The 25908-nt window shown below is 29.8% G+C and carries 27 protein-coding genes; all 27 read left to right on the top strand.

Annotated elements, in window-relative coordinates; all coding sequences use genetic code 11:
• Window positions 1–11 precede the first annotated feature (11 nt).
• Window positions 12–425, top strand: a complete 414-nt coding sequence (nusB, locus tag JG776_RS00430; RefSeq protein ID WP_291963889.1) for a transcription antitermination factor NusB — start codon at window positions 12–14, stop codon at window positions 423–425.
• Entirely contained in the window at window positions 418–1356 is a 939-nt protein-coding gene (locus JG776_RS00425; protein WP_291963888.1) for a hypothetical protein, read from the top strand. Before nusB ends, JG776_RS00425 begins: the two co-directional genes overlap by 8 nt.
• Window positions 1346–2563 carry an exodeoxyribonuclease VII large subunit gene (gene xseA / locus JG776_RS00420; RefSeq protein ID WP_291963887.1) on the top strand — a complete coding sequence of 406 codons (1218 nt, stop codon included), beginning with the start codon at window positions 1346–1348 and terminating at the stop codon, window positions 2561–2563. Before JG776_RS00425 ends, xseA begins: the two co-directional genes overlap by 11 nt.
• Window positions 2551–2808, top strand: a complete 258-nt coding sequence (gene xseB, locus JG776_RS00415; RefSeq protein WP_291963886.1) for an exodeoxyribonuclease VII small subunit — start codon at window positions 2551–2553, stop codon at window positions 2806–2808. The genes xseA and xseB overlap by 13 nt, the downstream gene beginning before the upstream one ends.
• Window positions 2798–3673 (top strand): polyprenyl synthetase family protein, encoded by an 876-nt coding sequence (locus JG776_RS00410; RefSeq protein WP_291963885.1) that lies wholly within the window; start codon window positions 2798–2800, stop codon window positions 3671–3673. Before xseB ends, JG776_RS00410 begins: the two co-directional genes overlap by 11 nt.
• Window positions 3674–4575: 902 nt before the next feature.
• Window positions 4576–4932 carry a hypothetical protein gene (locus JG776_RS00405; RefSeq protein WP_291963884.1) on the top strand — a complete coding sequence of 119 codons (357 nt, stop codon included), beginning with the start codon at window positions 4576–4578 and terminating at the stop codon, window positions 4930–4932.
• 9 nt (window positions 4933–4941) lie between these two features.
• Window positions 4942–6801, top strand: a complete 1860-nt coding sequence (dxs, locus tag JG776_RS00400; RefSeq protein ID WP_291963883.1) for a 1-deoxy-D-xylulose-5-phosphate synthase — start codon at window positions 4942–4944, stop codon at window positions 6799–6801.
• Window positions 6802–6813: 12 nt separating this feature from the next.
• Window positions 6814–7623: a TlyA family RNA methyltransferase gene (locus tag JG776_RS00395; protein ID WP_291963882.1), complete on the top strand. Its 810-nt coding sequence runs from the start codon at window positions 6814–6816 to the stop codon at window positions 7621–7623.
• A gap of 47 nt (window positions 7624–7670) precedes the next feature.
• Window positions 7671–8522: an NAD(+)/NADH kinase gene (locus JG776_RS00390; RefSeq protein ID WP_291963881.1), complete on the top strand. Its 852-nt coding sequence runs from the start codon at window positions 7671–7673 to the stop codon at window positions 8520–8522.
• Between the two features lie 20 nt (window positions 8523–8542).
• Window positions 8543–8995, top strand: coding sequence for an arginine repressor (locus JG776_RS00385; protein ID WP_027308266.1), 453 nt, complete (start codon window positions 8543–8545; stop codon window positions 8993–8995).
• Between the two features lie 11 nt (window positions 8996–9006).
• Window positions 9007–10701, top strand: a complete 1695-nt coding sequence (gene recN, locus JG776_RS00380) for a DNA repair protein RecN (RefSeq protein WP_291963880.1) — start codon at window positions 9007–9009, stop codon at window positions 10699–10701.
• 534 nt (window positions 10702–11235) lie between these two features.
• A complete protein-coding gene (gene spoIVB / locus JG776_RS00375) occupies window positions 11236–12450 on the top strand; it encodes a SpoIVB peptidase (RefSeq protein WP_291963879.1) in 1215 nt (404 codons plus the stop codon).
• Between the two features lie 128 nt (window positions 12451–12578).
• Window positions 12579–13385 carry a sporulation transcription factor Spo0A gene (spo0A, locus tag JG776_RS00370; RefSeq protein WP_291963878.1) on the top strand — a complete coding sequence of 269 codons (807 nt, stop codon included), beginning with the start codon at window positions 12579–12581 and terminating at the stop codon, window positions 13383–13385.
• Window positions 13386–13432: 47 nt separating this feature from the next.
• Window positions 13433–13963, top strand: a complete 531-nt coding sequence (locus JG776_RS00365) for an NUDIX hydrolase (RefSeq protein ID WP_291963877.1) — start codon at window positions 13433–13435, stop codon at window positions 13961–13963.
• Between the two features lie 60 nt (window positions 13964–14023).
• Window positions 14024–14668, top strand: a complete 645-nt coding sequence (gene spoIIM, locus JG776_RS00360) for a stage II sporulation protein M (protein WP_291963876.1) — start codon at window positions 14024–14026, stop codon at window positions 14666–14668.
• A gap of 283 nt (window positions 14669–14951) precedes the next feature.
• Complete coding sequence (xerD, locus tag JG776_RS00355; protein WP_291963875.1) at window positions 14952–15830, top strand: site-specific tyrosine recombinase XerD; 879 nt, start codon at window positions 14952–14954, stop codon at window positions 15828–15830.
• Between the two features lie 173 nt (window positions 15831–16003).
• Window positions 16004–17176 carry a phosphopentomutase gene (locus JG776_RS00350; RefSeq protein ID WP_291963874.1) on the top strand — a complete coding sequence of 391 codons (1173 nt, stop codon included), beginning with the start codon at window positions 16004–16006 and terminating at the stop codon, window positions 17174–17176.
• A 15-nt stretch (window positions 17177–17191) separates the two neighbouring features.
• Complete coding sequence (locus JG776_RS00345; RefSeq protein WP_291963873.1) at window positions 17192–18010, top strand: purine-nucleoside phosphorylase; 819 nt, start codon at window positions 17192–17194, stop codon at window positions 18008–18010.
• A gap of 13 nt (window positions 18011–18023) precedes the next feature.
• On the top strand, window positions 18024–19349 hold the full coding sequence (locus tag JG776_RS00340; RefSeq protein WP_291963872.1) for a pyrimidine-nucleoside phosphorylase: 1326 nt from the start codon (window positions 18024–18026) through the stop codon (window positions 19347–19349).
• A 122-nt stretch (window positions 19350–19471) separates the two neighbouring features.
• On the top strand, window positions 19472–20629 hold the full coding sequence (locus tag JG776_RS00335; RefSeq protein ID WP_291963871.1) for a D-alanyl-D-alanine carboxypeptidase family protein: 1158 nt from the start codon (window positions 19472–19474) through the stop codon (window positions 20627–20629).
• A gap of 72 nt (window positions 20630–20701) precedes the next feature.
• The gene (locus JG776_RS00330; RefSeq protein ID WP_291963870.1) at window positions 20702–21802 is read left to right on the top strand and encodes a hypothetical protein; all 1101 of its coding nucleotides are present in this window, start codon (window positions 20702–20704) and stop codon (window positions 21800–21802) included.
• Window positions 21795–22415, top strand: coding sequence for a site-2 protease family protein (locus JG776_RS00325; RefSeq protein ID WP_291963869.1), 621 nt, complete (start codon window positions 21795–21797; stop codon window positions 22413–22415). Before JG776_RS00330 ends, JG776_RS00325 begins: the two co-directional genes overlap by 8 nt.
• An 11-nt stretch (window positions 22416–22426) precedes the next feature.
• On the top strand, window positions 22427–23179 hold the full coding sequence (locus JG776_RS00320; protein ID WP_291963868.1) for a segregation/condensation protein A: 753 nt from the start codon (window positions 22427–22429) through the stop codon (window positions 23177–23179).
• Window positions 23158–23730: an SMC-Scp complex subunit ScpB gene (gene scpB / locus JG776_RS00315; protein WP_291963867.1), complete on the top strand. Its 573-nt coding sequence runs from the start codon at window positions 23158–23160 to the stop codon at window positions 23728–23730. The genes JG776_RS00320 and scpB overlap by 22 nt, the downstream gene beginning before the upstream one ends.
• Before the next feature lie 45 nt (window positions 23731–23775).
• Window positions 23776–24339 carry a hypothetical protein gene (locus tag JG776_RS00310; protein ID WP_291963866.1) on the top strand — a complete coding sequence of 188 codons (564 nt, stop codon included), beginning with the start codon at window positions 23776–23778 and terminating at the stop codon, window positions 24337–24339.
• Window positions 24293–24703: a GerW family sporulation protein gene (gene ytfJ, locus JG776_RS00305; protein WP_291963865.1), complete on the top strand. Its 411-nt coding sequence runs from the start codon at window positions 24293–24295 to the stop codon at window positions 24701–24703. The genes JG776_RS00310 and ytfJ overlap by 47 nt, the downstream gene beginning before the upstream one ends.
• Window positions 24704–24741: 38 nt before the next feature.
• Window positions 24742–25875, top strand: coding sequence for a D-alanyl-D-alanine carboxypeptidase family protein (locus JG776_RS00300; protein ID WP_291963864.1), 1134 nt, complete (start codon window positions 24742–24744; stop codon window positions 25873–25875).
• Window positions 25876–25908: the final 33 nt, after the last annotated feature.

Below are 25908 nucleotides of genomic sequence, written 5' to 3'. Positions count from 1 at the left end.
GAGGAGTGCATATGAGTAGAAAAGCAGCAAGAGAATTGGCAATGAAATTAGTATTTCAGATGGAGCTAACTAAGGAATCCGCTGTTGAAACAATTAATAAAATTAATGAATTGGATGAATATAAAAATTTACAGGATCAGATGGAGTACATAGAAGATTGTGTTAAGGGTGTAGATAAGAACAAGCAATTAATAGATGAGTATATAGAAAAGTATTCGAAGGGTTGGAAAATAAATAGAATAGCTAAGGTAGATTTAGCAATTATGAGACTTGCACTTTATGAAATGCTTTATAGAGAAGATGTACCTAATGCCGCAGCTATAGATGAAGCTGTTGAATTAGCAAAAAAATATGGTGGAGATAACTCACCATCCTTTATAAATGGTATATTAGGCAATATTATTAAGGAGCTAAAAAATGAGTAGAGTACTTGGAATAGATACAAGTAATTATACAACCTCTATATGTATAGTTGAGGACAATGAAGTAGTTTATGATAGGCGAAAAATTTTATATGTAGAAAAGGGAAAAAGGGGCTTAAGACAATCAGAAGCCCTTTTTCAGCACATAAAAAATATTCCAGACTTGCTGGATGAAAATGAAGTTTCAAATATAGATGCAATATGCGTTAGTACTAGACCAAGACCATACAAAAATTCATATATGCCTGTATTTAAGGCAGGCGAATCTACAGCAAAATCAATTGCAAGTGTATTAAAAATCCCATATTACGAAACTACGCATCAGGAAGGACATATAGAATCTGCAAAGTTTTCAGTCGGATTTACTGAACAAGAATTTATTGCTATTCATATTTCAGGGGGAACTTCAGAGGTATTACTGTGCAAAGATAACACTAATCCTTCCATAGAACTTATTGGAGGGACAATGGATATAAGTATTGGACAATTTATTGATAGAGTAGGAGTAGCTTTGGGATTTGATTTTCCTGCAGGTAAATATATAGATGATTTGGCCTTAAATACTTCGCATACTGATTTAGTTATTCCATCTAAGGTAGATGGGGTTTATTTTAATTTGTCAGGACAAGAAACAAAGGCGACAGGATTTATAGAAAAGGGTTATCCAAGGGATGAAATAGCTTTAGCTACTATGAAATGTGTTGTTAAAACATTGGAGAAATTAATAAGCAATATTGTTATAAAGTACAATAAAAAAATATTATTGTTTGGAGGGGTAGCTTCAAGCAAATACATTAGTAATATTTTAAATGAAAAATATAAAGGAACAGTATATGTAGCAAAACCAGAATATTCATTGGATAATGCTGTTGGTGTAGCTTTAATAGGATTTAAAAGGTTAAATCAAAATAGGAGAGATAAAAATGAACAATAATGCCTTAACTGTAACAGAACTTAATTTATATATTAAGGATATAATAGAAAATAATAGTCAACTATCTAATATAGTTGTAAAGGGTGAAATATCGAATTTTAAGCATCATAGTTCAGGCCATATGTATTTTACTTTAAAGGATAACGATAGTAAAATAAAATGTGTAATGTTTAAGGGGTATAACTCATATTTAAAGATTAAATTGGAAGATGGTATGAAGGTTTTAGCAAGAGGATATGTATCTGTATACGAAAGAGATGGAGTTTACCAACTCTACTGTACAGATATAAAAAAAGATGGATTGGGAGATTTGTACTTAGCATACGAAGAGTTGAAGAAGAAATTAGAGCAGGAAGGTTTATTTGATGAAAAACATAAAAAGAAACTTCCGCTTTTACCGAGAAGAATTGGAGTTGCAACATCAAGTACAGGTGCAGTTATAAGAGATATTATTAATGTTGCAAGTCGTAGATTTTATAATGTTAATTTACTTTTGTATCCTGTAAAAGTACAGGGGGAAGGTGCTGCTGAAACTATCGTTGAGGCAATTGAATATTTTAATAATAGGGATGATATCGATGTAATAATTATTGGTAGAGGTGGAGGTTCTATTGAGGAACTGTGGGCTTTTAATGAGGAGATTGTAGCAAGAGCAATTTATAAAAGTAAAATACCAATTGTTTCAGCTGTAGGACACGAAACGGATTTTACAATAGCTGACTTTGTTGCGGATATAAGGGCTTCTACCCCTTCACATGCAGCAGAAATTGTTGTTCCATCATATTCAGAATTAATATATAAAATAACAAGTTTAAAAACAAATCTATATAATAGTGTTAATAATAGAATTAAAAGGGATAAAATTTTAATAGAAAATCTATCGTCTAAAATAAAGCTAAATTCACCACAAAATAAAATTAACGTTCATTATCAGTATTTAGATAATATAAGAGATAAATTAATTAATAGTATAAATAACAAAATAATAAAGAAAAAACATAATCTAATGCTTACAGTACAAAAGTTGGATGGTTTAAGTCCGTTAAAGTCAATAAGTAGAGGATTTGCGGCAGTTGTAAAGGACGAAAAGTTAATAAAAAGTATAGAGCAGGTAGAAAAAAATGATATAATAGAAGTATATTTTGAGGATGGAAAATTAAATTGTATAATAAAGGAAAAAACGGAGGTAAAAATATGGCAAGAATAAAAAAGGACGGATTAACCTTTGAAGAAGCAATAAAGAGGCTTGAGGAAATAGTTTATGAAATAGAGGATAAGGATTTGAGTTTAGAAGATACAATTGTAAAGTTCAAAGAAGGTATGGAGCTTGCAAATCTATGCAATAAAAAATTAGATGAAGCTGAAAGAAAAATTAATGTGCTTTTAAAGGGTGAAAACCAAGAATTAGTTGAAGATAATTTTACCGTTGAGGTGGAGAATGATGCATTTTAATCAACAACTAAAAGAAAGACAACAAATGGTTAATGATAGATTATCCGAACTTTTGGATATGGCTAATATACCAAATATAATATATGAACCTATGAAATATAGTGTTGAAGCAGGAGGTAAAAGGATAAGACCTATTTTAACACTTTCAATAACAGAGGCTTTAGATGGAGATCTAAAGGACGCTTTAGATTTTGGATGTGCAATTGAATTTATTCATACATATTCTTTAATACATGATGACTTGCCAGCGATGGATAATGATGATTTTAGGAGAGGAAAACCAACAAACCATAAAGTTTATGGAGAAGCAATTGCTATTCTTGCTGGGGATGCCTTACTGAATTTTGCCTTTGAGGTTCTTACACAAAAGCTTGAAGAAAAAAATAATTTATTATTTGTAAAGGCTGTTAAAGAGATAGTAAAGGCATCAGGCTCAAGAGGTATGGTTGCTGGTCAAGCAATTGATATTGAAAGTGAAAACAAACAGTTAAAACTAGAAGAGCTCTATAATATGCACAGATTAAAAACAGGTGCTATAATAGAAGCAGCGTGTGTATCTGCAGCATATATTTCAAATAGAGAAGAAAGCGTTGAAATTATAAGAGATTTTAGTAGACACTTAGGAATAGCCTTTCAAATAGTTGATGATATATTGGATTTTATAGGGGACGAAAAGAAACTAGGCAAAACTGTTGGAAAGGATAAAGAAGCCAATAAAGCAACTTATGTTACTATTTTAGGTATTGATGAGGCTAAAAGACGAGCACAGGAACATACTGAAATAGCAATTAAAATTGCAAATGATATAGATAAAAGTGGATTTTTATCGAAGTTAACAGAATATCTCCTAATTAGAGATAATTAAAATATAAAATCTAATTCCAAACTTGTATAAAAAATTATATTGTATGTACGATATAATTATGTTACAATAACATTCTGCTTAGGGTGGTGCAGTATTCTAGTCAGCTTAATCCATTCTGAAGGCGGGGCTAAAAATCCGTCAAAGGGCACATCGATGAAGTTCCTTGTGCTGGCTCGCTACGCCCAGTAGTGGGTTGGTACTGGGAGTAAGGGGGATGGGGCGACCGCAATGGCATGCGTAATCGACCCTACCCCCGCGGAGACCCTAAATTGTGGAATCTTGAGGTTCTATGATTAGGGATTAAACCTGCATCGTGGTTGAAGCTGCGTGCAGTGTAGCCTGCCTTGAGCGAGTGTGGTGGAGGGTAGATCAGGCTTAATGGTGAAGGGCCCTCACTATTAAGTTATTGCTACAGGAAACCACATTTGCAAAAGAGGCTAGGAATGGATGATGCTGTTGAGGAAAACTCCTAGACTGTTCCAATAAGGAGGCAATTGAGGGATTGCAGTGTGGACTAAGTGGTAATCCAGCCCCATATACGGCAACGGTATGGGTTTTTGGTTAAAGGGAAACCGCCAAAATGGCGACGTTTTGGTCCAAAAACGGGAAATCCTGCTGGACCTAAGCCGCAAACTTAACCTCAATTGCTACCACCCGAGTACATAAAAGGTGGTATAAATGGGTAAGACAAATAAAAAAATCAAACTACATAAAAAGAAAGCAAGTGATAAAAATGCAAATATTAAATGGATAGTTATGATTATAATATGGACTTTTACAATATCAGCAAGTATAAGTTTCGTTTCAAATTCTCTACTTAGTGGTGTGGGAATTTTTTTGCATTTTTCGTATTAATATCAATTATACTTATAGGTATTATTTTTGATATAATAGGTGTAGCTGTGACTGCGGCAGAAGAAGCTCCATTTCATTCACTTGCGTCAAGAAAAGTAACAGGTGCTAAAACAGCAGTAAAGCTAATTAGAAATGCCGATAAGGTATCTAATTTTTGTAATGATGTTATAGGCGATATTTGTGGAGTTGTAAGTGGTGCTGCAGGAGCAATTATTATATCAAAATTAATATCTAAAGGTATTAGTAATAATCAAACTATTTTAGCATTAATTGTGAGTGCTACAATAGCTTCGCTTACTGTCGGAGGAAAGGCTATAGGTAAAAATTTTGCAATGACTCAAAGCAACAATATAGTATATAAAACAGCATGGATAATAGAAACAATTAGATTAAATAGAAAATAGGGTGAAGGTATGAGGTATTTAGAAAAAATAAATAAACCAAGTGATATTAAAAATCTTTCGATTGATGAATTGAATTTATTGTCAGGAGAATTGAGGGAATTTTTAATTGATACTGTATCAAAAACTGGTGGACATTTAGCATCAAATTTGGGTGTTATTGAATTAACATTGGCTCTATTTTATGTATTCAATTTTGAGAAGGATAGAATAGTTTGGGATGTAGGACATCAAACATATATACATAAAATAATAACTGGAAGAAAAGATAAATTTCATACACTAAGAAAATATGAAGGTATAAGTGGATTTCCAAAGCCCACAGAGAGTGACTATGACCATTTTGTTACTGGACATAGTAGTACTTCTATATCAGCAGCTCTTGGAATGGCAAGGGCAAGGGATTTAAAGGGTGAAAAACACAACGTTATTGCAGTTATAGGTGATGGTGCGTTAACTGGAGGTATGGCCTTTGAGGCCTTAAATGATGCAGGCAGTTCAAAGACTAATTTAATTGTTATATTAAATGATAATGAGATGTCCATATCACAAAATGTGGGTAGTTTATCTTGCTATTTAAGTAAGATAAGAACGGCTCCTGCATATATAAATTTTAGAGACGAAATAGAACAAATGTTAAAAAAGATACCGGCAGTTGGTAATAATTTATATAAATCTGCAGAGAAGTTTAAGGATGGATTAAAGCATCTTGTAGTTCAAGGAATGTTATTTGAAGAATTAGGATTTAAATATTTAGGCCCAATAGATGGACATAACATTGAAGTGTTAACTGATGTATTAAAAAGAGCACAGACAATAAAGGGACCTGTAATTATTCATACTATAACAAAAAAGGGAAGAGGATATTGTTATGCCGAAGAAAATCCAGAGATTTTTCACGGCGTTGATGCCTTTGAAATAGAAACAGGAGAAAGAATAGCTAAGAAGAAGGAAACATATTCAAAGGTTTTTGGAGATGAGATAGTTAGGGAAGCAGAAAATAATAACAAACTAATTGCAATAACTGCTGCAATGCCTGATGGTACTGGACTTACTAAGTTTTCTCAAAAGTTTCCAGACAGATTTTACGATGTCGGTATTGCCGAACAGCATGCAGCTACTATGGCAGCTGGTCTTGCCAAGGAAGGTTTTAAGCCTGTTTTTGCTGTATATTCTACGTTTTTACAAAGAGCCTTTGATCAAGTAATACACGACATATGTATACAAAGGCTACCAGTTATTTTATCTATTGATAGGGCAGGAATAGTCGGTGAAGATGGAGAGACTCATCAGGGAGTATTTGATTTGTCTTACCTTAGATTAATCCCAAATTTGACCATACTATCACCGAAGGATTTAGTAGAGTTTAGATATATGTTACGTTGGTGCTTTAAACAGAATATTCCAATAGCTATTAGGTATCCAAGAGGTGGAGACTTAAATATAAAATTTGATAATTATGATGATATAAATCTTGGTAAATGGGAAAGATTATTAATGGGTAATAAAGTTACAATTCTTGCAGTTGGTAAAATGGTTCAACATTCAATGATGGCAGCACAAAGATTAAAAGGAAGTGGTATCGATGTTGAACTTATAAATTGTAGGTTTATAAAGCCGTTAGACAAAACAATGTTAAACAACATAATAGAAAAAACAAACTATATTTTTACAGTTGAGGATAATGTCTTATATGGCGGTTTTGGTTCTGCCATTAATGAATATTTAGTAGGAAAAAACTTTAAAGGAAAAATTGTAAATATTGCTTTTCCTGATGAATTTATACCACATGGTAGTGTTGACATACTTTATAAAAAATATGGTTTGGATCCAGAGGGAATATATAATACAATAATAAAAAACATTGACTAAGAGGAGAGAAAAATGGCGGATAAAGAAAGAATTGATGTTTTGTTAGTTGAAAAAGGCTTTTTTGACTCAAGAGAAAAGGCAAGAAAGAATATAATGGCGGGTCTTGTCTTTGTAAATAATCAAAGAGTGGATAAACCAGGTGAAAAGGTTAATAGTGACTCTAAAATAGAAGTAAAAGGACAAGCAATTCCTTATGTAAGTAGAGGCGGTCTAAAACTTGAAAAAGCAATAAAATCCTTCAATATTAGTTTAAATAATAAAGTTGCAATGGATGTCGGGGCATCAACGGGTGGTTTTACAGATTGTATGTTAAAAAATGGTGCATCTAAAGTGTTTGCAATAGATGTTGGATATGGACAAATGGCTTGGGAACTTAGGAATGATGAAAGAGTAGTTTGTATGGAAAGGACTAACATAAGATATGTAACTAATCAAGACATTGGAGAACTCATTGATTTTACTTCAATAGATGTTTCCTTTATATCATTAAAACTTGTTTTACCTGTTGTTAAAGAACTTTCAAAAAAAGAGGCTGAAGTTGTATGCCTTATAAAGCCACAGTTTGAAGCAGGAAGAGAAAAGGTAGGAAAAAAAGGTGTGGTGAGAGATAAAGAGGTACATATTGAGGTTATAAAATCAGTACTTGAGTTTGCAATTTCTATAGGTTACTCTTTAAAAGGATTGACCTTTTCGCCTATAAAAGGACCAGAAGGGAATATAGAATATTTAGCCTATTTGATAAATAAACAGGATTCAACTAAAATAGATGACAAAATGATACAAGATGTTGTAGAAGAAGCACATAAATCATTAAATGCATAGAAGGAAAAAAGGATGATGTGTAGAATTTTTTATTTAGGGAGTGAATTATGTTAAAGGTTGGGATTTTTGTTAATAGAGAAAAGGATGAGGGTTTTGAATTTACAAAAGATATAATCAGGTGGCTTTTGAATAATGGTTTTATAGTTTACATAGAATATAATTTAAACATATATAACAGCAACCTTAATATAGTGGATAAGGATTTAATGTACAATATTTCAGACTTTATTATTGTATTAGGTGGAGATGGAACGATATTAGGCGTTGCGAGGGAATTGATAAAATATAATACCCCAATTTTAGGTGTCAATCTTGGCAATTTAGGATTTATTACAGAAGTTGAACTTAAAGATATATACAATTCACTTGAAAATATAAAAAATGGAAATTACAATATTGAAGAAAGAATGATGTTAAAAGCAGATATTTTTAGAGAAGAACATAAACTTAGAACCTATTATGCACTAAATGATGTATGCATAACAAGAGGATATTTATTAAAACTTGTAAAATTAAATGCATACATTGGACGGAATTTAATAGATAAATATAATGCAGATGGATTGCTTATATCAACACCAACTGGCTCAACTGCATATTCACTTTCAGCAGGTGGCCCTATTGTAAATCCGACAATGAATTTGATGTTAATAACACCAATATGCCCTCATTCATTAAAATCAAGAACTATTGTAGTTCCAGATGATGATGAGATTGTAATTGAAGTTGATGCATTACAAAATGGAAAAATTTATTTAACAGCCGATGGTCAAAAAAGTTGTGAATTGTTACCAAATGATAGAATTCATATAAATAAAGCACAAAATTCTTTGCGGCTAATAAAAACCAATAATAGATCTTTTTACGATATTTTAAGAAACAAATTAAAAGATAGATAAGCGGGAAGAGAGGGGAATTTATGAAGATTTCAAGACATGCAAAAATTCTTGAAATAATAAACAATAAGGAAATTGAAACCCAGGAGGAGCTTGTTGATGAGTTACGTAAAATTGGAATGGATGTAACTCAAGCTACAGTTTCAAGGGATATTAAGGAACTTAAGTTAATAAAGGTTTTGACTAAAGATGGTAAGTATAAGTATGCTTCTATGGCACAAGGTGATAATTATTTAACAGAAAAGTTAGTTAGCATATTTTCACAAACAGTTTTAACTATAGACTATGTAAATAATATGATAGTTTTAAAAACTTTATCTGGTTCAGCTTCAGCAGCTGCAGAGGCAATTGATACTTTAAGATGGGATGGAATAGTAGGTACTATTGCAGGAGATAATACCATCTTTGTGATGGCAAGGTCTAATGAGAAGGCAGAAGAATTAGTTGCTAAATTTAGAAGATTAATAAATGAATAAGGAGGCATAATATGCTTCTAAAACTAAGGATAAAAAATTTTGCATTGATTGATGAATTAGAACTTGATTTTTCAGAAGGTTTCAATGTTTTAACAGGAGAAACAGGGGCAGGAAAGTCAATTTTAATAGATTCTGTGAGTTTTTTAGTTGGTGAAAAGTTTAATAGAGAGATAATTCGTACAGGTTGTGACTATGCTTATGTAGAAGGTATTTTTGAAATAAAGAATGATAAGGTTAACTATTTATTAAGGGAAAACGGAATAGACAATGATGATTATTTGATACTTGCAAGAGAAATAAATCAAAACAATAAAAGCATATTAAGAGTAAATGGTAGAACAACAAGTTTATCCTTTATAAGAGAAATAAGTAAATATTTAATAGATATACACGGACAACATGAACATCAATCTCTATTAGACGAAACAAAGCATATTGATATTTTAGATTCGTTTTGTGGAGATATTTTTAAAAGTGTTAAAATAGGTTACAGAGAATTATTTGAAAAGTTAAAATCAATAGAGAAGGAAATAGATAGACTGACTCAGGATGAACACTTAAGGCTTAGAAAAATTGATTTATTAAGATTTCAGGTTCAAGAAATTAATGATGCTCAGCTAAAGGAAGGAGAAGAAGAAGAATTAATTCAAAGAAGGGATATACTAAAAAATGCAGAAAAAATATTCTCCTGTTTAAATTTAGCATATCAAAAAATCTATAGTAGCGATAGTTATGAGAGTGCATTTGATTCTATAGGTTCAGCAATGATTAGCTTAGAACAAGTATCTCAATTTGATGAAAAATTGAATAATATAAAAAATGCTATAGAAGAAGTATATTATAAATTAGAAGATGCAATTGAATCAATAAGAGAATATAAAGATAAAATAGAATATAATGATGAAGAGTTAAATGAAATAGAAAATAGATTGGATCTAATTAATAAGCTAAAGAGAAAGTATGGTAAGGATATTAAAGAAATTTTAAATTATTATAATAATATTAGTATTGAGTTAGAAGAATTAGAAAAGAGTGACGAAACATTAGAAGAATTAAAAAAGCAACACGAGGATATACTAAATGAGTTAAATTTAGTCGCAAATAAGATAACTAATATAAGAAAAGAGACTGGTATTAAATTAAAAGAAAAAATAGAAGCTGAATTAAAGTATTTAGGAATGGAAAAAGCAGTTTTTGAAGTTGAAATTGCAGAAAAAGATAAATTTGATAATAATGGTAAAGATGAAGTGAAATTTATGATATCATCTAATATTGGTGAACCTTTAAAACCTTTACATAAAGTTGCATCTGGTGGAGAAATATCGAGAATTATGTTAGCAATAAAAAGCGTTGTTGCTGATGTTGATAGTATTCCAATATTGATTTTTGACGAAATAGATACAGGTATTAGTGGAAGAACAGCACAAAGTGTAGCTGAAAAAATGGTACTTATATCTAAAAAACATCAAATACTTTGTGTAACACATCTTCCTCAGATTGCGTCAATGGGAGACAAGCATTTTAAAATACAAAAAATTGTAAGTGAAAATAAAACAATTACATTAGTTAATGATTTACAAAATCAGGATAGAATAGATGAATTAGCAAGAATGCTTGGTGGAGCAATAGTGACAGAGCTTACTAAGACTAATGCAAAAGAAATTTTAATTTTAGCAGAGCAACTTAAAAATCAAATAAGACATTAATAGGACTCAATTATTAAGTCCTAAGGCTGTTCAAGAAGTTATATATTGATTAGCCCCATGAAGGATTTCTTGGGTATTCGTTCTACGGCTTAAGCAATTCTAAGCTTTTCTTTGTTTGAAAAAGTCCTACCCTCGCGATGCCATCGTCCTGATGGCCGCTCGGCTCGCTACGTCCTGTGCCCAATTACGGACTTTTTCAAAGCCGAAAACCTAAGAATTGCTAAAGCTCATGAAAGAGCCTATTGAAATCCTTTCATGGGGCTTTTTCATACCTTTGCTAACAATTAGGTTGTAAACAATCTGATAGGACTTAATTATTAAGTCCTTTTTTGTTTTACAAAAAATGTAAAAGTCAATTTTGTAATTTTTATATTTTAAAATGTAATAGTTTTTTTATTTAAACATAACCTTACAAATAAAGTTTATGATGTATAAGTTTCATTCTATATTATAGTATATGTAGACATAAAAAAGGTTAACTTAAAATTAAAGAAAGGAAGGTGGAGTTATAAAGAATGGCAGAGGAGTGATAAAATGAAAACCAAAGTAAAAAAATCAGCAAAATTTATGCTGTTTACTATATTAATATTTTTAATATTTTTTATAAATTTTATTAATCAAATACCTTCTTCAATTAACGTTACTAAAGATATAAATTATATAAAACTAACAAAAAACAATATCATTAAACTTACCACAAATGATACGGGTTTTGTTAGTTCTCAAAATAAAAGCAGCATAAAAGGTTATGTTAAACTATTTGGAGTTGTTCCAGTAAAAGAAGTAACGATAAACTATAATAAGGATAGGAAGGTTTATGCAGGAGGTCATTCAATAGGAGTTAAACTTTATACAGAAGGTGTGCTGGTTGTTGGATTTTCAGATATTGAAACAAACAGTGGAAAAAAACAAAGTCCAGCTGTTTTATCAAATGTTCAAATAGGAGATATGATTGTAGAAATAAACGGAAAAAGGATTAAATATATTAAAGATTTATCTGAAGAAATATCAAAGTCAAATGGTAATGCTGTAAATTTAAAAATAAAACGAAGGGATAAATATATTGATACTATAATAAATCCAGTACAGAATAAAAATAATCAATATAAACTTGGAATGTGGGTTAGGGATTCAACATCTGGCATAGGAACTTTGACTTTTGTTGACCCAAAGTTAAAAAAATTTGCAGCTTTAGGTCATCCTATAAATGATATTGATACAGGACAATTACTAAGTGTTAGAGAAGGAAGTATATATAAAGCAAAGGTTGTTGATATAACAAAGGGTGAAAAGGGAAAACCAGGTGAATTAAGAGGTGCCTTTAGTGAAGATGATGAAATAGGTAATTTAAGCAAGAATACGGTATGTGGTATATATGGTAGCTTAAAAAATTTAGATGATTTTGTTAAACAAAATTCTAAGGAATATACAATAGCAAGTCAGAATGAAATAAAAGAAGGGCCTGCAAAAATTTTGGTTGAAGTAGATGATGATGTCAAAGAATATAATATAAATATTGAAAAAATCAATAAACAAAATTCACCAAATTCAAAAAGTATGGTTATAAGAATTACTGATAAAAACTTAATAGAAAAGACAGGTGGAATTGTTCAAGGAATGAGTGGAAGTCCAATTATACAAGATGATAAATTAGTTGGAGCTGTAACTCACGTATTTGTCAATAGGCCTGATATGGGGTATGCAATTTATGCAGAATGGATGTATAATGAGTTAGATGATGGTTTTTAATGAAGAAAGCTGCAAAATGCAGCTTCTTCATTAAAAAAATTTATTTTCTTAGAAGGAAATTAAATGTATTTGTCGAATAGTTTTATTATAAAATTAATTAGGATTAGGCGGATAGGGGAGGTCAAATTATGAATGGTGAAAAAATAAAAATTGTCATCGCAGATGATAATAAGGAATTTTCAACAATACTGAACGAATACCTTAATACTCAAGATGATTTTGAAGTTTTAGGTGTAGCAAAGGATGGTAATGAAGCGGTTGATTTAGTTCAAAAAACTAACCCTGATGTATTAGTATTAGACATAATAATGCCTCATTTAGATGGTCTTGGAGTTTTGGAAAAAATTAATTCATTTGAAGATACAAAGATTCCTAAAGTAATAGTTTTATCGGCTGTCGGACAAGATAAAATAACTCAAAGAGCAATAAATTTAGGGGCTGAATATTATGTAGTTAAACCATTTGATATGGAAATTTTTTCAAAAAGAATAAGACAAATGTTTAATCAAGGTGCTGTTGAAACAAGTAAAAAAGTAACATTTGTAAGACCTGAACCAGCAATAAATAAGTTAAACAATCCAAATAATTTAGAAGCGGAAATAACAAATATAATACACGAAATTGGTGTACCAGCCCATATAAAGGGATATATGTATCTAAGAGATGCTATTCAAATGGTTGTTGACGATATTGAACTTTTAAGTGCAATAACAAAGGAACTTTATCCATCAATAGCAAGAAAATATAATACTACTCCAAGTAGAGTAGAAAGAGCTATAAGACACGCTATAGAAGTTGCATGGGCAAGGGGACAAGTAGAAACTATAAATAAAATATTTGGTTATACTATTCATAATGATAAGGGCAAGCCAACTAATAGTGAGTTTATAGCAATGATTGCAGATAAATTAAGATTAAAACAAAAATTAGGTTAAAAATAATCCATTTAAATGGATTATTTTTTTTAAAAGGGAGTGATTAAATGTTTAAAGAAAAGACAGTAAAGAGTAATTATTTGTTTAATGGAAAAGTAATTAATTTAAGAATTGATGAAGTTGAAACTCATTCAAATAGGATATCAACAAGAGAAATAGTTGAACATAATGGTGGAGTTGGGATAGTTGCTGTTGAGGATGGGAATGTATTTCTTGTTAGACAATACAGAAGACCCCTTGATGAAATAATATATGAAATACCTGCTGGAAAGCTTGAAAAAGGCGAAGAACCTTTAAATTGTGCTTATAGAGAATTAGAAGAAGAAACTGGCTATAAGGCTTTAGATATGAAGCTTATGACGTCAATCTATACCTCTCCAGGATTCTGCACAGAAAAATTATATATTTATTTTTGTGATAAAATGGTTAAAACTAAAACAAATTTTGACGAAGATGAATATTTAGAATTAATTGAGGTACCTATTTTAGAAGCAAAAAAAATGATATTAGAAGGTACAATAAAGGATGCAAAATCAATAGTAGGAATATTAATGTTAAATGATTTTATAGATAAGTAAAGAATATTTTAATAAGCCTCCTCATATATTTAAATTAGACTAAAGAGGAGGTGTATTATTATGCCAACAATGAAAAATAGTAATCTTTTTTCAAAACATTTAAAGGAAAATTTTTTGTTATATTTTTTTGTAACGCTTTTTTTTGCTATAGGATTATCGATAGGTGCATTTATGTCTAAGGGTTTAGATACAAACAGTAAGCAAAGTGTATTAGTATATATAAACAATTTTTTTCAAATAGTAGGTAATGAGAATGTTGATACTTCGTCTATTTTTATAAGATCGTTAAAAAATAATGGACAAACTCTATTAATAATACTAATTTTATGTATTACATATATTGGTGTTCCTTTGATATTTATTTTTGATTCATTTAAAGGCTTCATTTTAGGATTTACTATATCATTTTGCTTACAAACTATGGGATATAAAGGGTTGTTGTTTTTATTTGTAACAGTTATTCCTCAGAATGTAATATATATTCCTTGTTTAATTGTTGCATCTGCTATAGCAATAGAACACGGTTTTTGGGCATTTAAGAAAAACTTACAAAAGAATAGTTTTTTAAAACAAAAGAATGGATTGCTTGATATTACGTTGGTATTTATATTTTTATTTTTGATAATGTTGGTTGGAAGTTTATATGAATCCTTTGTGGTTCCCTTTATATTAAAAAGTTTATCTGGTTATCTTATCATACAATAGGTGATTTGTATGAAGAAGCTTAAAGATTTTCTTTGTATTTTTATTTTCATTTTTTTGTTGATGATATTTATCTATATATTATTAAAGGGGCTTACTTATTTTATACAATTAAAGCCTGATGGTGATGCCAGACTTGTAATGTATAATCTTGATAAAAAAGAGAATAAAATATTTTTATTAAGGTTATTAATAAATAATACTTTTTTCCGATAATAAAATGAAGGAATTTATAAAAAAATGTAGAATAAAATAAGTATAATATATATACAAAGGGGTACTGCAAATGAATGAATTAGTTAAAGATTTTATTAATGAAATTGCATTAACTAAATCTTTAAGTCCAAATACAATTGAAAGTTATAGTAGAGATTTACAACAATTTTTAGAATATCTAAAAAATCAAAATTTAGATTATAGAAAAGTAAAGAGAACCAATATTATTTCTTATATACTATACCTTCAAAAGGAAGGAAAAGCTACATCATCGATTTTAAGAAGTTTGGCAACACTTCGTGCCTTCTATAAGCAAAATATTATTAAGGGAGTAATGGAACAGGACCCAACAATTGATATAGAAGCACCTAAGGTTGAAAAAAAGTTGCCAGAAATATTAACTATTGATGAGGTTGAAACACTTCTTGCGATGCCAAATGAAGGAGAACCAAAAGGAGCAAGAGATAAAGCAATGCTTGAGATTTTGTATGCAACAGGTATTAGAGTAACAGAATTAATAAATTTAAACATAGATGATGTAAATTTACTTTTAGGATATGTAAAATGTAATGGTTCAAAAGAAAGGATTGTTCCAATAGGAAAGCTTGCAATAGAAGCATTAATAAATTATGTAGAAAAATATAGGTATACTTTTTTAAAGAATGAAAAAGAGGTTGCCTTGTTTTTGAATCATAGAGGAGAAAGGCTAACACGACAAGGATTTTGGAAAGTTATAAAGTATTATGCCAAATTGGCAAATATACAAAAAGAAATAACCCCTCATACTTTAAGGCATTCATTTGCAGCACATTTAATAGAAAACGGAGCAGATTTACGTTCAGTTCAACAAATGTTAGGTCATTCAGATATATCAACTACTCAAGTTTATGCAGAATTATTGAAGAACAAAATTAGTGATGTTTATAAGAAGTCGCATCCAAGAGCATAAACGAAATAAAATTCTCTAAAAGATTTAAAAAAACAATCTTTTAGAGAATTTTATTTTTAATTTTTAAAGATTTAGTTAACTTAATAGTTTAAAGTCTTTTCTTTTTTGAAAAAATAAGATATAATAAAAATCCCAAGATTATTAAGAAAATTATTAAAACAAGAGGTGATTTTATGGTTAATAGGGTTACATTAATAGTACTTGATAGTGTAGGAATTGGGGAGTTACCAGATGCACACGAATATAATGACCAAGGAAGCAACACTCTTGGTAATATTGCAAAAGAAATAAAAAACTTTGAGCTTCTTAATCTGCAAAAACTTGGTTTGGGTTATATAGATGGGGTAAATGAATATAAAAAAGTAGATAATGTAATTGGTTCTTATGGTAGATCACTTGAGATGTCAAAGGGTAAAGATACAACTACAGGCCATTGGGAAATATCAGGATTGATTTTAGAAAAGGCATTCCCAACTTATCCAAATGGATTTCCTAAAGAGTTAATTGAAGAATTTGAAAGCAAAATAGGTAGAAAAGTCTTAGGCAATAAACCTGCATCAGGAACAGCTATTATTGAAGAATTAGGAGATGAACATGTAAGAACAGGTTATCCTATAGTATATACATCTGCAGATAGTGTTTTTCAAATTGCTGCACACGAAGAAATAATTCCATTAGAAGAACTTTATAAAATGTGCCAAATAGCAAGAGATATGCTAAAGGACGAACATGGAGTTGGTAGAGTAATTGCAAGACCATTTGTAGGAACAAGTGGAAGTTATAAGAGAACTCCAAACAGAAGAGATTTTTCAATGAAGCCATTTAAGAAGACATTGCTAAACTATGTTGCAGAAAATGGTATGGATGTTTGTGCTGTTGGTAAGATAGAAGATATTTTCGGAGGATATGGTATTACAAAGGCTGTACATACAAAAAATAATATGGATGGAGTAGATAAAACAATTGAATATTTAAAGGAAAATACAAGAGGATTAATTTTTACAAATTTAGTCGATTTTGATATGGTTTACGGACATAGAAATGATGTTGAAGGTTATGCAAGGGCATTAAAGGAATTTGATGAAAGAATACCAGAAATCATAAATAATTTAAAGAATGATGATGTTCTTATTATAACAGCTGACCATGGATGTGATCCAACAACACCAAGTACCGATCACTCACGTGAGTATATACCAATTTTTATTTATGGAAAAAATATTAAATCAGGAGTGAATATTGGAACAAGAAAGTCCTTTGCTGATATTGGTAAAACAATTGCAGAATTACTAAATATAGAAACTGATATTGCAGGAGAAAGCTTTGCCAAGGAAATTTTAAAATAATAGGAGGGTTTATACATGAATTATATAGAGAAATTAAATGCAGCATGTAATTATATTAAAGATAAAATAAACGAAGAACCTAAATTAGCAATTATATTAGGTTCAGGGCTTGGAAGTTTAGCAGATGAAGTCAAAAATAGAGTTGAATTAAACTATAATGAGATACCAAACTTCCCAGTATCAACGGTTGAAGGTCACGCAGGTAAGTTTATATATGGTGAATTAAATGGTAAAAAGGTTATTATGATGCAGGGAAGATTCCATTTCTATGAAGGGTATGATATGCATACAGTAACGTTCCCAATAAGAGTTTTGAAATTATTAGGTGTAGAAAAGTTAATAGTTACTAATGCAGCAGGTGGTGTAAATACTAATTTTAAACCTGGTGATTTAATGATAATAAATGACCATATTAATTTCTCAGGAACAAATCCACTTATAGGAGCAAATTTAAAGGAATTTGGACCAAGATTCCCTGATATGTCAAGTGCATATTGTAAAGAACTAATTGATACTGCCAAGGATGTTGCGAAGCATTTAGGAATTGAATTGAAAGAAGGCGTTTACTTTATGATGACAGGTCCATCCTATGAAACACCAGCTGAGATTAGAATGATTAGAACTTTAGGTGGAGATGCAGTTGGTATGTCAACTGTCCCAGAGGTGATTGTTGCTAATCACAGTGGTATGAAGGTTTTAGGTATATCTTGTATTACTAATATGGCTGCTGGAATATTAGAAGTACCATTAAGTCATGAAGAAGTTATTGAAACATCCAATTTAGTAAAAGATAAATTCAAGAATTTAGTAAGTGGAATTGTAGAAAGGATGTAAAGGGGGAATACATATGAGAATGTATGATATAATTTTAAAAAAGAGAAATGGCGAAGAATTGACAAAGCAAGAAATAGACTTTTTTGTTAATGGATATACAAAAGGAGAAATACCAGATTATCAGGTTTCAGCACTATTGATGGCAATATTTTTTAATAAAATGACAAAAAGAGAAACTGCGGATTTAACAATGGCAATGGTTAATTCAGGAGAAACCATAGATTTATCAGAGATACAAGGAATAAAGGTAGATAAGCACAGTACAGGTGGTGTTGGAGATAAGACTACTCTTGTACTTGCTCCAATGGTTGCAGCTTGTGGAGTTCCAGTTGCAAAAATGTCAGGAAGAGGCTTAGGACATACAGGAGGCACAATAGATAAATTAGAATCTATAAAGGGCTTTTCAGTCGAGATGACAAAAAAACAATTTATAGACAATGTGAATAGAATCAAGATGGCAGTTGGAGGACAAACAGCTGACTTAGCTCCTGCTGACAAGAAGTTATATGCTCTAAGAGATGTTACAGCAACAGTTGATAATGTTTCATTAATTGCATCAAGTATAATGAGTAAAAAGATAGCAGCAGGTGCGGACGCGATTGTTCTTGATGTTAAAACAGGTACTGGTGCATTTATGAAAACATTAGATGATTCCTTTGAACTTGCTCAAGAAATGGTTGATATAGGTACTAATGTAGGAAGAAATACTATAGCAGTAATTTCAGATATGGACCAGCCATTAGGATTTGCTGTTGGTAATGCTTTAGAAGTAAAAGAGGCAGTTGAAACACTTAAGGGACAAGGACCAGAAGATCTATTAGAACTATGCATTGTTTTAGGAACTCAAATGTTACTTCTTGCAGGTAAAGCAAAAACTGAAGACGAAGCAAGAAAAATGTTGCAGGAAACAATAACATCAGGTGCTGCTTACGAAAAGTTTAAGGAGTTTGTAAAGGCACAGGGTGGAGATATTTCAGTAATTGAAGATTTAGAACTTTTACCAAAGGCACAACATATAATAGAAGTGAAAGCAGATAGAGAAGGCTACATTACAAAAATAATAGCTGACCAAATAGGTATATCTGCACTAATATTAGGTGCAGGTAGAGAGACTAAGGAGAGCCCAATAGATCCTGCAGTTGGTATAATAATTAAAGAAAAGGTTGGAAGCTATGTTAAAAAAGGAGATGTCATAGCATACCTACATGCTAATGATTTAAATAAAGCAAAGGTAGCAGAACAGAAATTATTAGAGGCATATCATATAGAACAACAAAAATTAGAAGAAAGACCATTGATTTTTGGTATTGTTACAAAGGATGGAATAAAGAGATTTTAATTTTTAAGCGTCATTAACTTAAATTAGTTAATGACGCTTTTTTGTTATTTGTTTTTATTAATACATTTTGAAAAACAGGGAAAACTAACAATAAATAAAAATCTTTAGGGAGGGAAAGAAAAATGAAGAAAAGATTAAATGTAATTTTTCTTACTATACTACTCATATTTATGTTTACATATCAAGCAAAGGCGGCAGTACAAGTTGAACCCAATTTGAATTGTAAGTCTGCTATCTTAGTAGAATTTACAACAGGGAAGATTCTGTATGAATATAAATCTCATGAAAAACTTGCACCTGCAAGTGTGACTAAAATAATGACTATGCTTCTTGTTATGGAAGCAATAGATAGTGGTAAAATAAAGCTATCTGATAAAGTAGTTGTTAGCGAGAATGCTAAAAGATTAGGTGGCAGTACTATGTATCTTGAAACAGGTGAAGTTAGAACTGTTGAGGAACTTTTAAAGGGAGCAGCAATAGAATCAGCTAACGACGCTTGTGTTGCTTTAGCAGAATTTTTATGTGGAACAGAAGAAGAATTCGTAAAAAAGATGAACGAAAGGGCAAAAACATTAGGAATGAATGACACACATTTTGTTAACTGCTATGGTTTTTATGATCCTAATCACTATACATCAGCCTATGATATAGCAATTATGTCAAGGGAATTATTAAAGCATACCAAGATATTAGATTATACAACCATTTGGATGGAGACAATATCTGAAGGCAGAAAAACGCCCTTTACTCTTGTAAATAGAAATAAGATGATAAAGGCATATAAAGGTTGTGATGGATTAAAAACAGGTTATACAAAGGAGGCTATGTATTGTATTTCAGCTACAGCTAAAAGAGGAAACGTTAGATTGATATCTGTCATTATGGGGGCTCCAAGTGCAAAAGAAAGAAATGCAATGGCAGCACAATTACTTGATGTCGGATTTGCAAAATATGATAGTTTTGATGTAGTTAAAAAGGGTGAAGTAGTAGGTGAAGTTAGTATTCCAAAAGCAAAGCCTGAAAGCGTAAAGGTTGTTGCAAAGGATAATTTGAATGTTGTTGTTGAAAAGGGTAATAAACCCAATATTCAAAAGAAAATAGAAATTTTTAAGGATTTAAAGTTGCCAATTAATAAAGGTGAGACAGTTGGTGTAATAAAGGCGGTAGATGGTGACAATGTTTATGGTCAAGTAGAAGCTATAGTAGATTGTAAGATAGAAAAGATGAAGTTTATAGATACCTTAAATAGAGTAGTAAAGAGTTTCTTGAATGCTAATTGAGGAGTTGAATTATCAACTCCTTTTTGTTTTAATATATTTTTTATGTTATACTATTTAAGGTGGGTGGTATAAATGTATGATAATGTAGTAAGAAAAATTATAGAAATATTAAAAGAATATAAAATAGAGTTCTATTTAGTTGGAGGTGCTGTTAGAGATTTAATAATTGGTATAGATCCAATTGACTATGATTTTGTAGCACAGGTAGATAGAAAAAAACATTTAGAAATAAGTCAAAGTATTTCAAAAAAATTAAATTGTGAATTTATCTATAATAAACATTACTGCACCTCAAAGTTTATTATAGATGGAGAGGACATTGATTTTGTAATGGCAAGGCAGGAAACATATGATGGAATAGCTTCAACTCCATTAGTAAAAGAAGGTACATTATATGAAGATTTAAAAAGAAGGGATTTTACTATAAATACAATTGCCTATGATATTTTAAGTGATAAATTTATTGATTATTTTAACGGGATAAATGATATAAAAAATAAAAAAATTGTAGTTTTGCATTCAAAAAGTTTTAGAGATGATCCAACTCGTTTTTTTAGAGGAATAAAATATGCAAGTAGATTAAATTTCAATTTTTGTAATTATACATACGGTTTAATGAGAGAATGTGTAGAAAATAAATATTTTGATTACTTACCTATAAGTAGAATTAGAAGGGAGATTGATGATTTACTAAAAATAGATGATTATAAAGTTGTTATTACGCTATTTATTTATTTTGATTTTTTTAATGAGTATTTCAACTCCTCAATTGATATAAACATACCTATAGGTAATTTTAAACTACTTGAATCTGAAGAAAAATATATATGTTTATTCTTTAAAAATAATGAAGAGACATTAGAGATAATAAAAAATAGATTGAGTTTATCTAAAAATTTCATTCAAAAATGTTTGAAATTAAGAGAATTAAATGGTATTCTAAAGTATGATGATTATGATGTATATAGATATTTAGTATTAAATAAAAAGCAATTTAATAGTGCATTACTCTTAAATTGCTTTAGGGATAAAAGAATTGAGAACTTTATTAAAAATATAAACTATAAGATAGACAATGAAAAGATATTAAATGTAAATCCAAGGGATAGAAGTGACTATATTGTAAATGCTACAGTACAACATTTAATTGATTTAGGAGGAAAAAATGTTTAATCGTTCTTTAAGTGAATTAATATTTGTAAGTATAGCTGTTATTGTATCATTAACCATTCATGAGTATTCACACGCTTTAGCAGCCACTATGCTTGGGGATGATACACCAAAGGCATATGATAGATTAACTTTAAATCCTTTTTCACATATAGATATAGCAGGTTTAATTGCACTTTTAATAGTTCGCTTTGGATGGGCAAAACCTGTACCTGTTAATCCCTACAACTTTAAAAATAAAAGAATAGGTATAATAATAACATCTTTGGCGGGACCATTATCAAATGTAATTCTTGCATTCTTTTCTATTGTTATTTTATTTAAAGTGAATTTTACACAGGAGACACTTGGAGTTGCTGAATTTTTAAAAATATTATTTTTTATAAATACAGGACTTGCTGTTTTTAACATTCTACCAATTCCACCTTTAGATGGATCAAAGATATTTGCAGAATTATTTAGAGGTAAAGTAGCTTACTATATCTATTCTATGGAGAGGTATTCAACAGTTGTATTGCTTATGTTGCTTTGGTTTACTCCGTTTAGGAATCTATTAGTATTTATGAATCAGAAATTAGGTATTTTACTAATAAGATTAGCAGAAATTTTAATTTAAGGTGAGGTTAAATGTCAATAAATATTAAAATAGAAGTATTTGAAGGGCCATTAGATCTACTATTACATCTTATTAAAAAGGCAGAGGTAGATATATATGATATACCTATAGCAGAAATAACAGAGCAGTATATTCAATATTTAAAGACAATGGAGGAGCTAAATTTAGATATAGCGAGTGAATTTTTAGTGATGGCAGCAACATTACTTGAGATTAAGTCAAAGATGCTCTTGCCAAGAAAAAAAATACAGGAGGATGAACAGGTTGAAGAGGATCCAAGAAAAGAGATAGTTGAAAAACTTATAGAGTATAAAAAATATAAGGAGTTTGCAGAACAGTTAAAGATGATTGAGGAACAAAGTTCAATTTATTTTAAACCACCAGAAATAATTGATGATATTGAAAGTAAAGATGTATTTTTTAAAAATATAACATTAGAAAATTTAATGTTTGCATTTAAAAAAGTAATTGAAGCATATGAAAGAAGAACAAGTAAAAAATCCCTAATAGATGAAAATATAAGCCACGATGAATATAGAATTGAAGATAAGATGAATTATATTATAGGATTAGTTGAAGTATATAAAAGAATTAGGTTTACACGTTTTTTTGAGGAAGCAAAGTGCAAGCTTGAACTTATTGTAACATTTCTTGCAATGCTTGAACTTATAAAAATAAAAAAAATAAGGGTATACCAAAGTGGAAATTTTGAAGATATATATATAGAAGGGCAGGAGGAAGAATGGCAGAATCAGATTTTTTAAAGGAATTTGGACTATCTGAGAATAGAGAAAGAATAAAGGGTATTATTGAGTCAATCCTCTTTGCAGTTGGAGATGGAGTTGAAGTTAAGGAGTTATCTTCAATTATTGATATTGACCTTAAAGAGTTAAAGAGTTTATTAAAGGATTTATCGTTGGATTATGAAAAAGATAATAGAGGGTTAATGTTAATTGAATATAATAATAAAATTCAATTGGCTACTAAACCGGAGTATTCAACTTATATTAAAAAGATTTTAAAACCAGAATCTAAGCAAAATTTATCACAAGCAGCAATAGAAACATTGGCAATAATTGCATATAAACAACCTATAACAAAGGTGGAAATAGATGAAATTAGAGGTGTAAGAAGTGATAGGGCAATAAGCACTCTTCTTGAAAGGGGACTTATCAAAGAGAGTGGAAGGCTTGATACAACAGGTAGACCAATACTTTATTGTACAACAGATGAGTTTTTAAAGTATTTTGGGTTTAAAAATATTAATGAATTACCTGAATTAATTGAATTAAATTTGGAAAATGAGGAAGAATAATATAATAGATTATTCTTCCTCATTTTTTAATTTAGGTGGTTTATTATGATATATGTTATATTGTTAATTTTTATGTTAATACTGTTTATACCTATAAACATATCAATAATTTATGATGAAAAAAGGTTTTATATTAAAATTTACAATTTTAAAGTAATAAATTTAACTAAAAAAAAGAAAACTAATAGAGTAAAAGAAAAACCTAAAATAAAGTTTGATTATAGACTTATTTTTCCTTACATTAAACAAACAGTTAAAAATATAAATTATCTTATAAAAAGAATAAAATTAAGACTAAGATATAATATAAAAGTTTCAAGTAGTGATGCATTTTATGCTGCAATGATTTTTGGAGTTTTAAATTCCGTTTTACCTGTTTTATTTACATATTTATCAAATAATTATAAGTTTTATCATAGTGGAAGTATTTATTGTGATTTTAATTCAACAAAACCAAAACTTGTGTTTAAACTTTCTATAAGTTTTAATTTAATGATAATAATAATATTTTTAATAAAATCTTTTTTAATTTTAATAAAAATTTACAAGGGTGGTGTTTTATATGGCAGAGCATCCAATAGAAGGATTAATGAGAACTACAATGGATAATTTAAAAAAGATGATTGATGTTAATACGATTGTAGGTGAACCAGTTGAAACAAAGGATGGTAAAGTTATTATACCAATTTCTAAAGTATCAATGGGATTTGTATCAGGCGGAAGTGAATTTAAACAATCTGATTCAGACAAGAATAACTCTTCTTATCCATTTGGAGGAGGAAGTGGGGCAGGAGTTTCAGTACAACCAATTGCATTTTTAGTAGTTGGGGAAGACGTTAGACTATTGCCTGCAACTGAAATGAACTATGTTGAGAGATTGCTTGATAATGTTCCTGAACTTTTAAAGGATTTAATAAAAAATTTCAAAAAGAAAAAAGAGAATATCGAAGAAGAAAATTTTAATCCATCATAAGAGCAATTAATAATTGCTTTTATACAGGAGTGTTTAAAATGAAAAAGTACTTAAATATATTATACTTAATATTGATATTTATACTCTGTTCAAGTTATAAAATAAATACAGTTCCAACAAGTAAAAAAATAACATTAAATTCCTATGCAGCTGTTGTAATTGATCAAAATTCAGGAAGAATTTTATATAGTAAAAATAGTGATATAAGACTTCCTATGGCAAGCACAACAAAAATTATGACTACAATTGTTGCATTAGAAAAGGGTAATTTAAATGATAGAGTAATAGTAAGTAAAAAAGCAGCTTCAATAGGTGGTTCTAATGCGGGACTCCTTGCAGGTGAAAAAATTTCTTTAGAAGAATTATTATATGGTTTGATGCTGCGTTCAGGAAATGATGCAGCTATTGCAATAGCTGAACATATAGGTGGGAATGTAGATAATTTTTTAAAATTGATGAACGAAAAAGCAATTGAAATTGGTGCATTTAATACTTCCTTTAAGACACCTCATGGACTTGATGCTGATGGCCATTATACAACAGCTGAAGATTTGGCTAAAATTACAGCTTATGCTATGAAAAATGATTTTTTTAATAAAATAGTTTCAACTAAAGAAATATCAGCAGGTATTAGTGGTAAATTTAATAGAAGTTACTCTAATATAAATAAATTCTTATATAGAGTGGAAAATGCCGATGGAGTTAAGACAGGTTATACTAGTGGTGCAGGAAAATGTTTAGTTGCATCAGTAAAACACGATTATGGTAGGTATATTTGTGTTGTTTTAAATAGTTCTGATAGATGGAAGGATGCAGAAGAACTTGTCAAATATGCAAAAGAAAACTATAAATTCATAAAACTATTTAATAAGGGAGATGAAATAAAAAGTTTAAGAGTATTTGGAGGAAAAACAAGATATATAATATCCCTAACTGAAAATGACGTTTTTATTCCAATAAAATCCGATGAGGCTCAATATATTAGAACAGAGGCTTTCGTACCTTCTGTAATCTTTTCACCAATAAAAAAGGGAGATGTTTTAGGAAATTTAGTTGTATATTATGATGGAAACATAATTGCTAAATATCCTGTAGTTAGTGATAGAGATGTTGATAGGAAGAATTTAATAAATACAATAACTGATACTTTTAAAAGTATTACAATTAAATAATTATATATGAGGCTACCTATATTGGGTAGCTTT

The sequence above is a fragment of the Caloramator sp. genome, from assembly GCF_020054765.1.
Lineage (GTDB): Bacteria > Bacillota > Clostridia > Clostridiales > Caloramatoraceae > Thermobrachium > Thermobrachium proteoclasticum.
The sequence above is the reverse complement of the archived record's forward strand: the minus strand, read 5'-3'. Positions and strand labels throughout refer to the sequence as shown.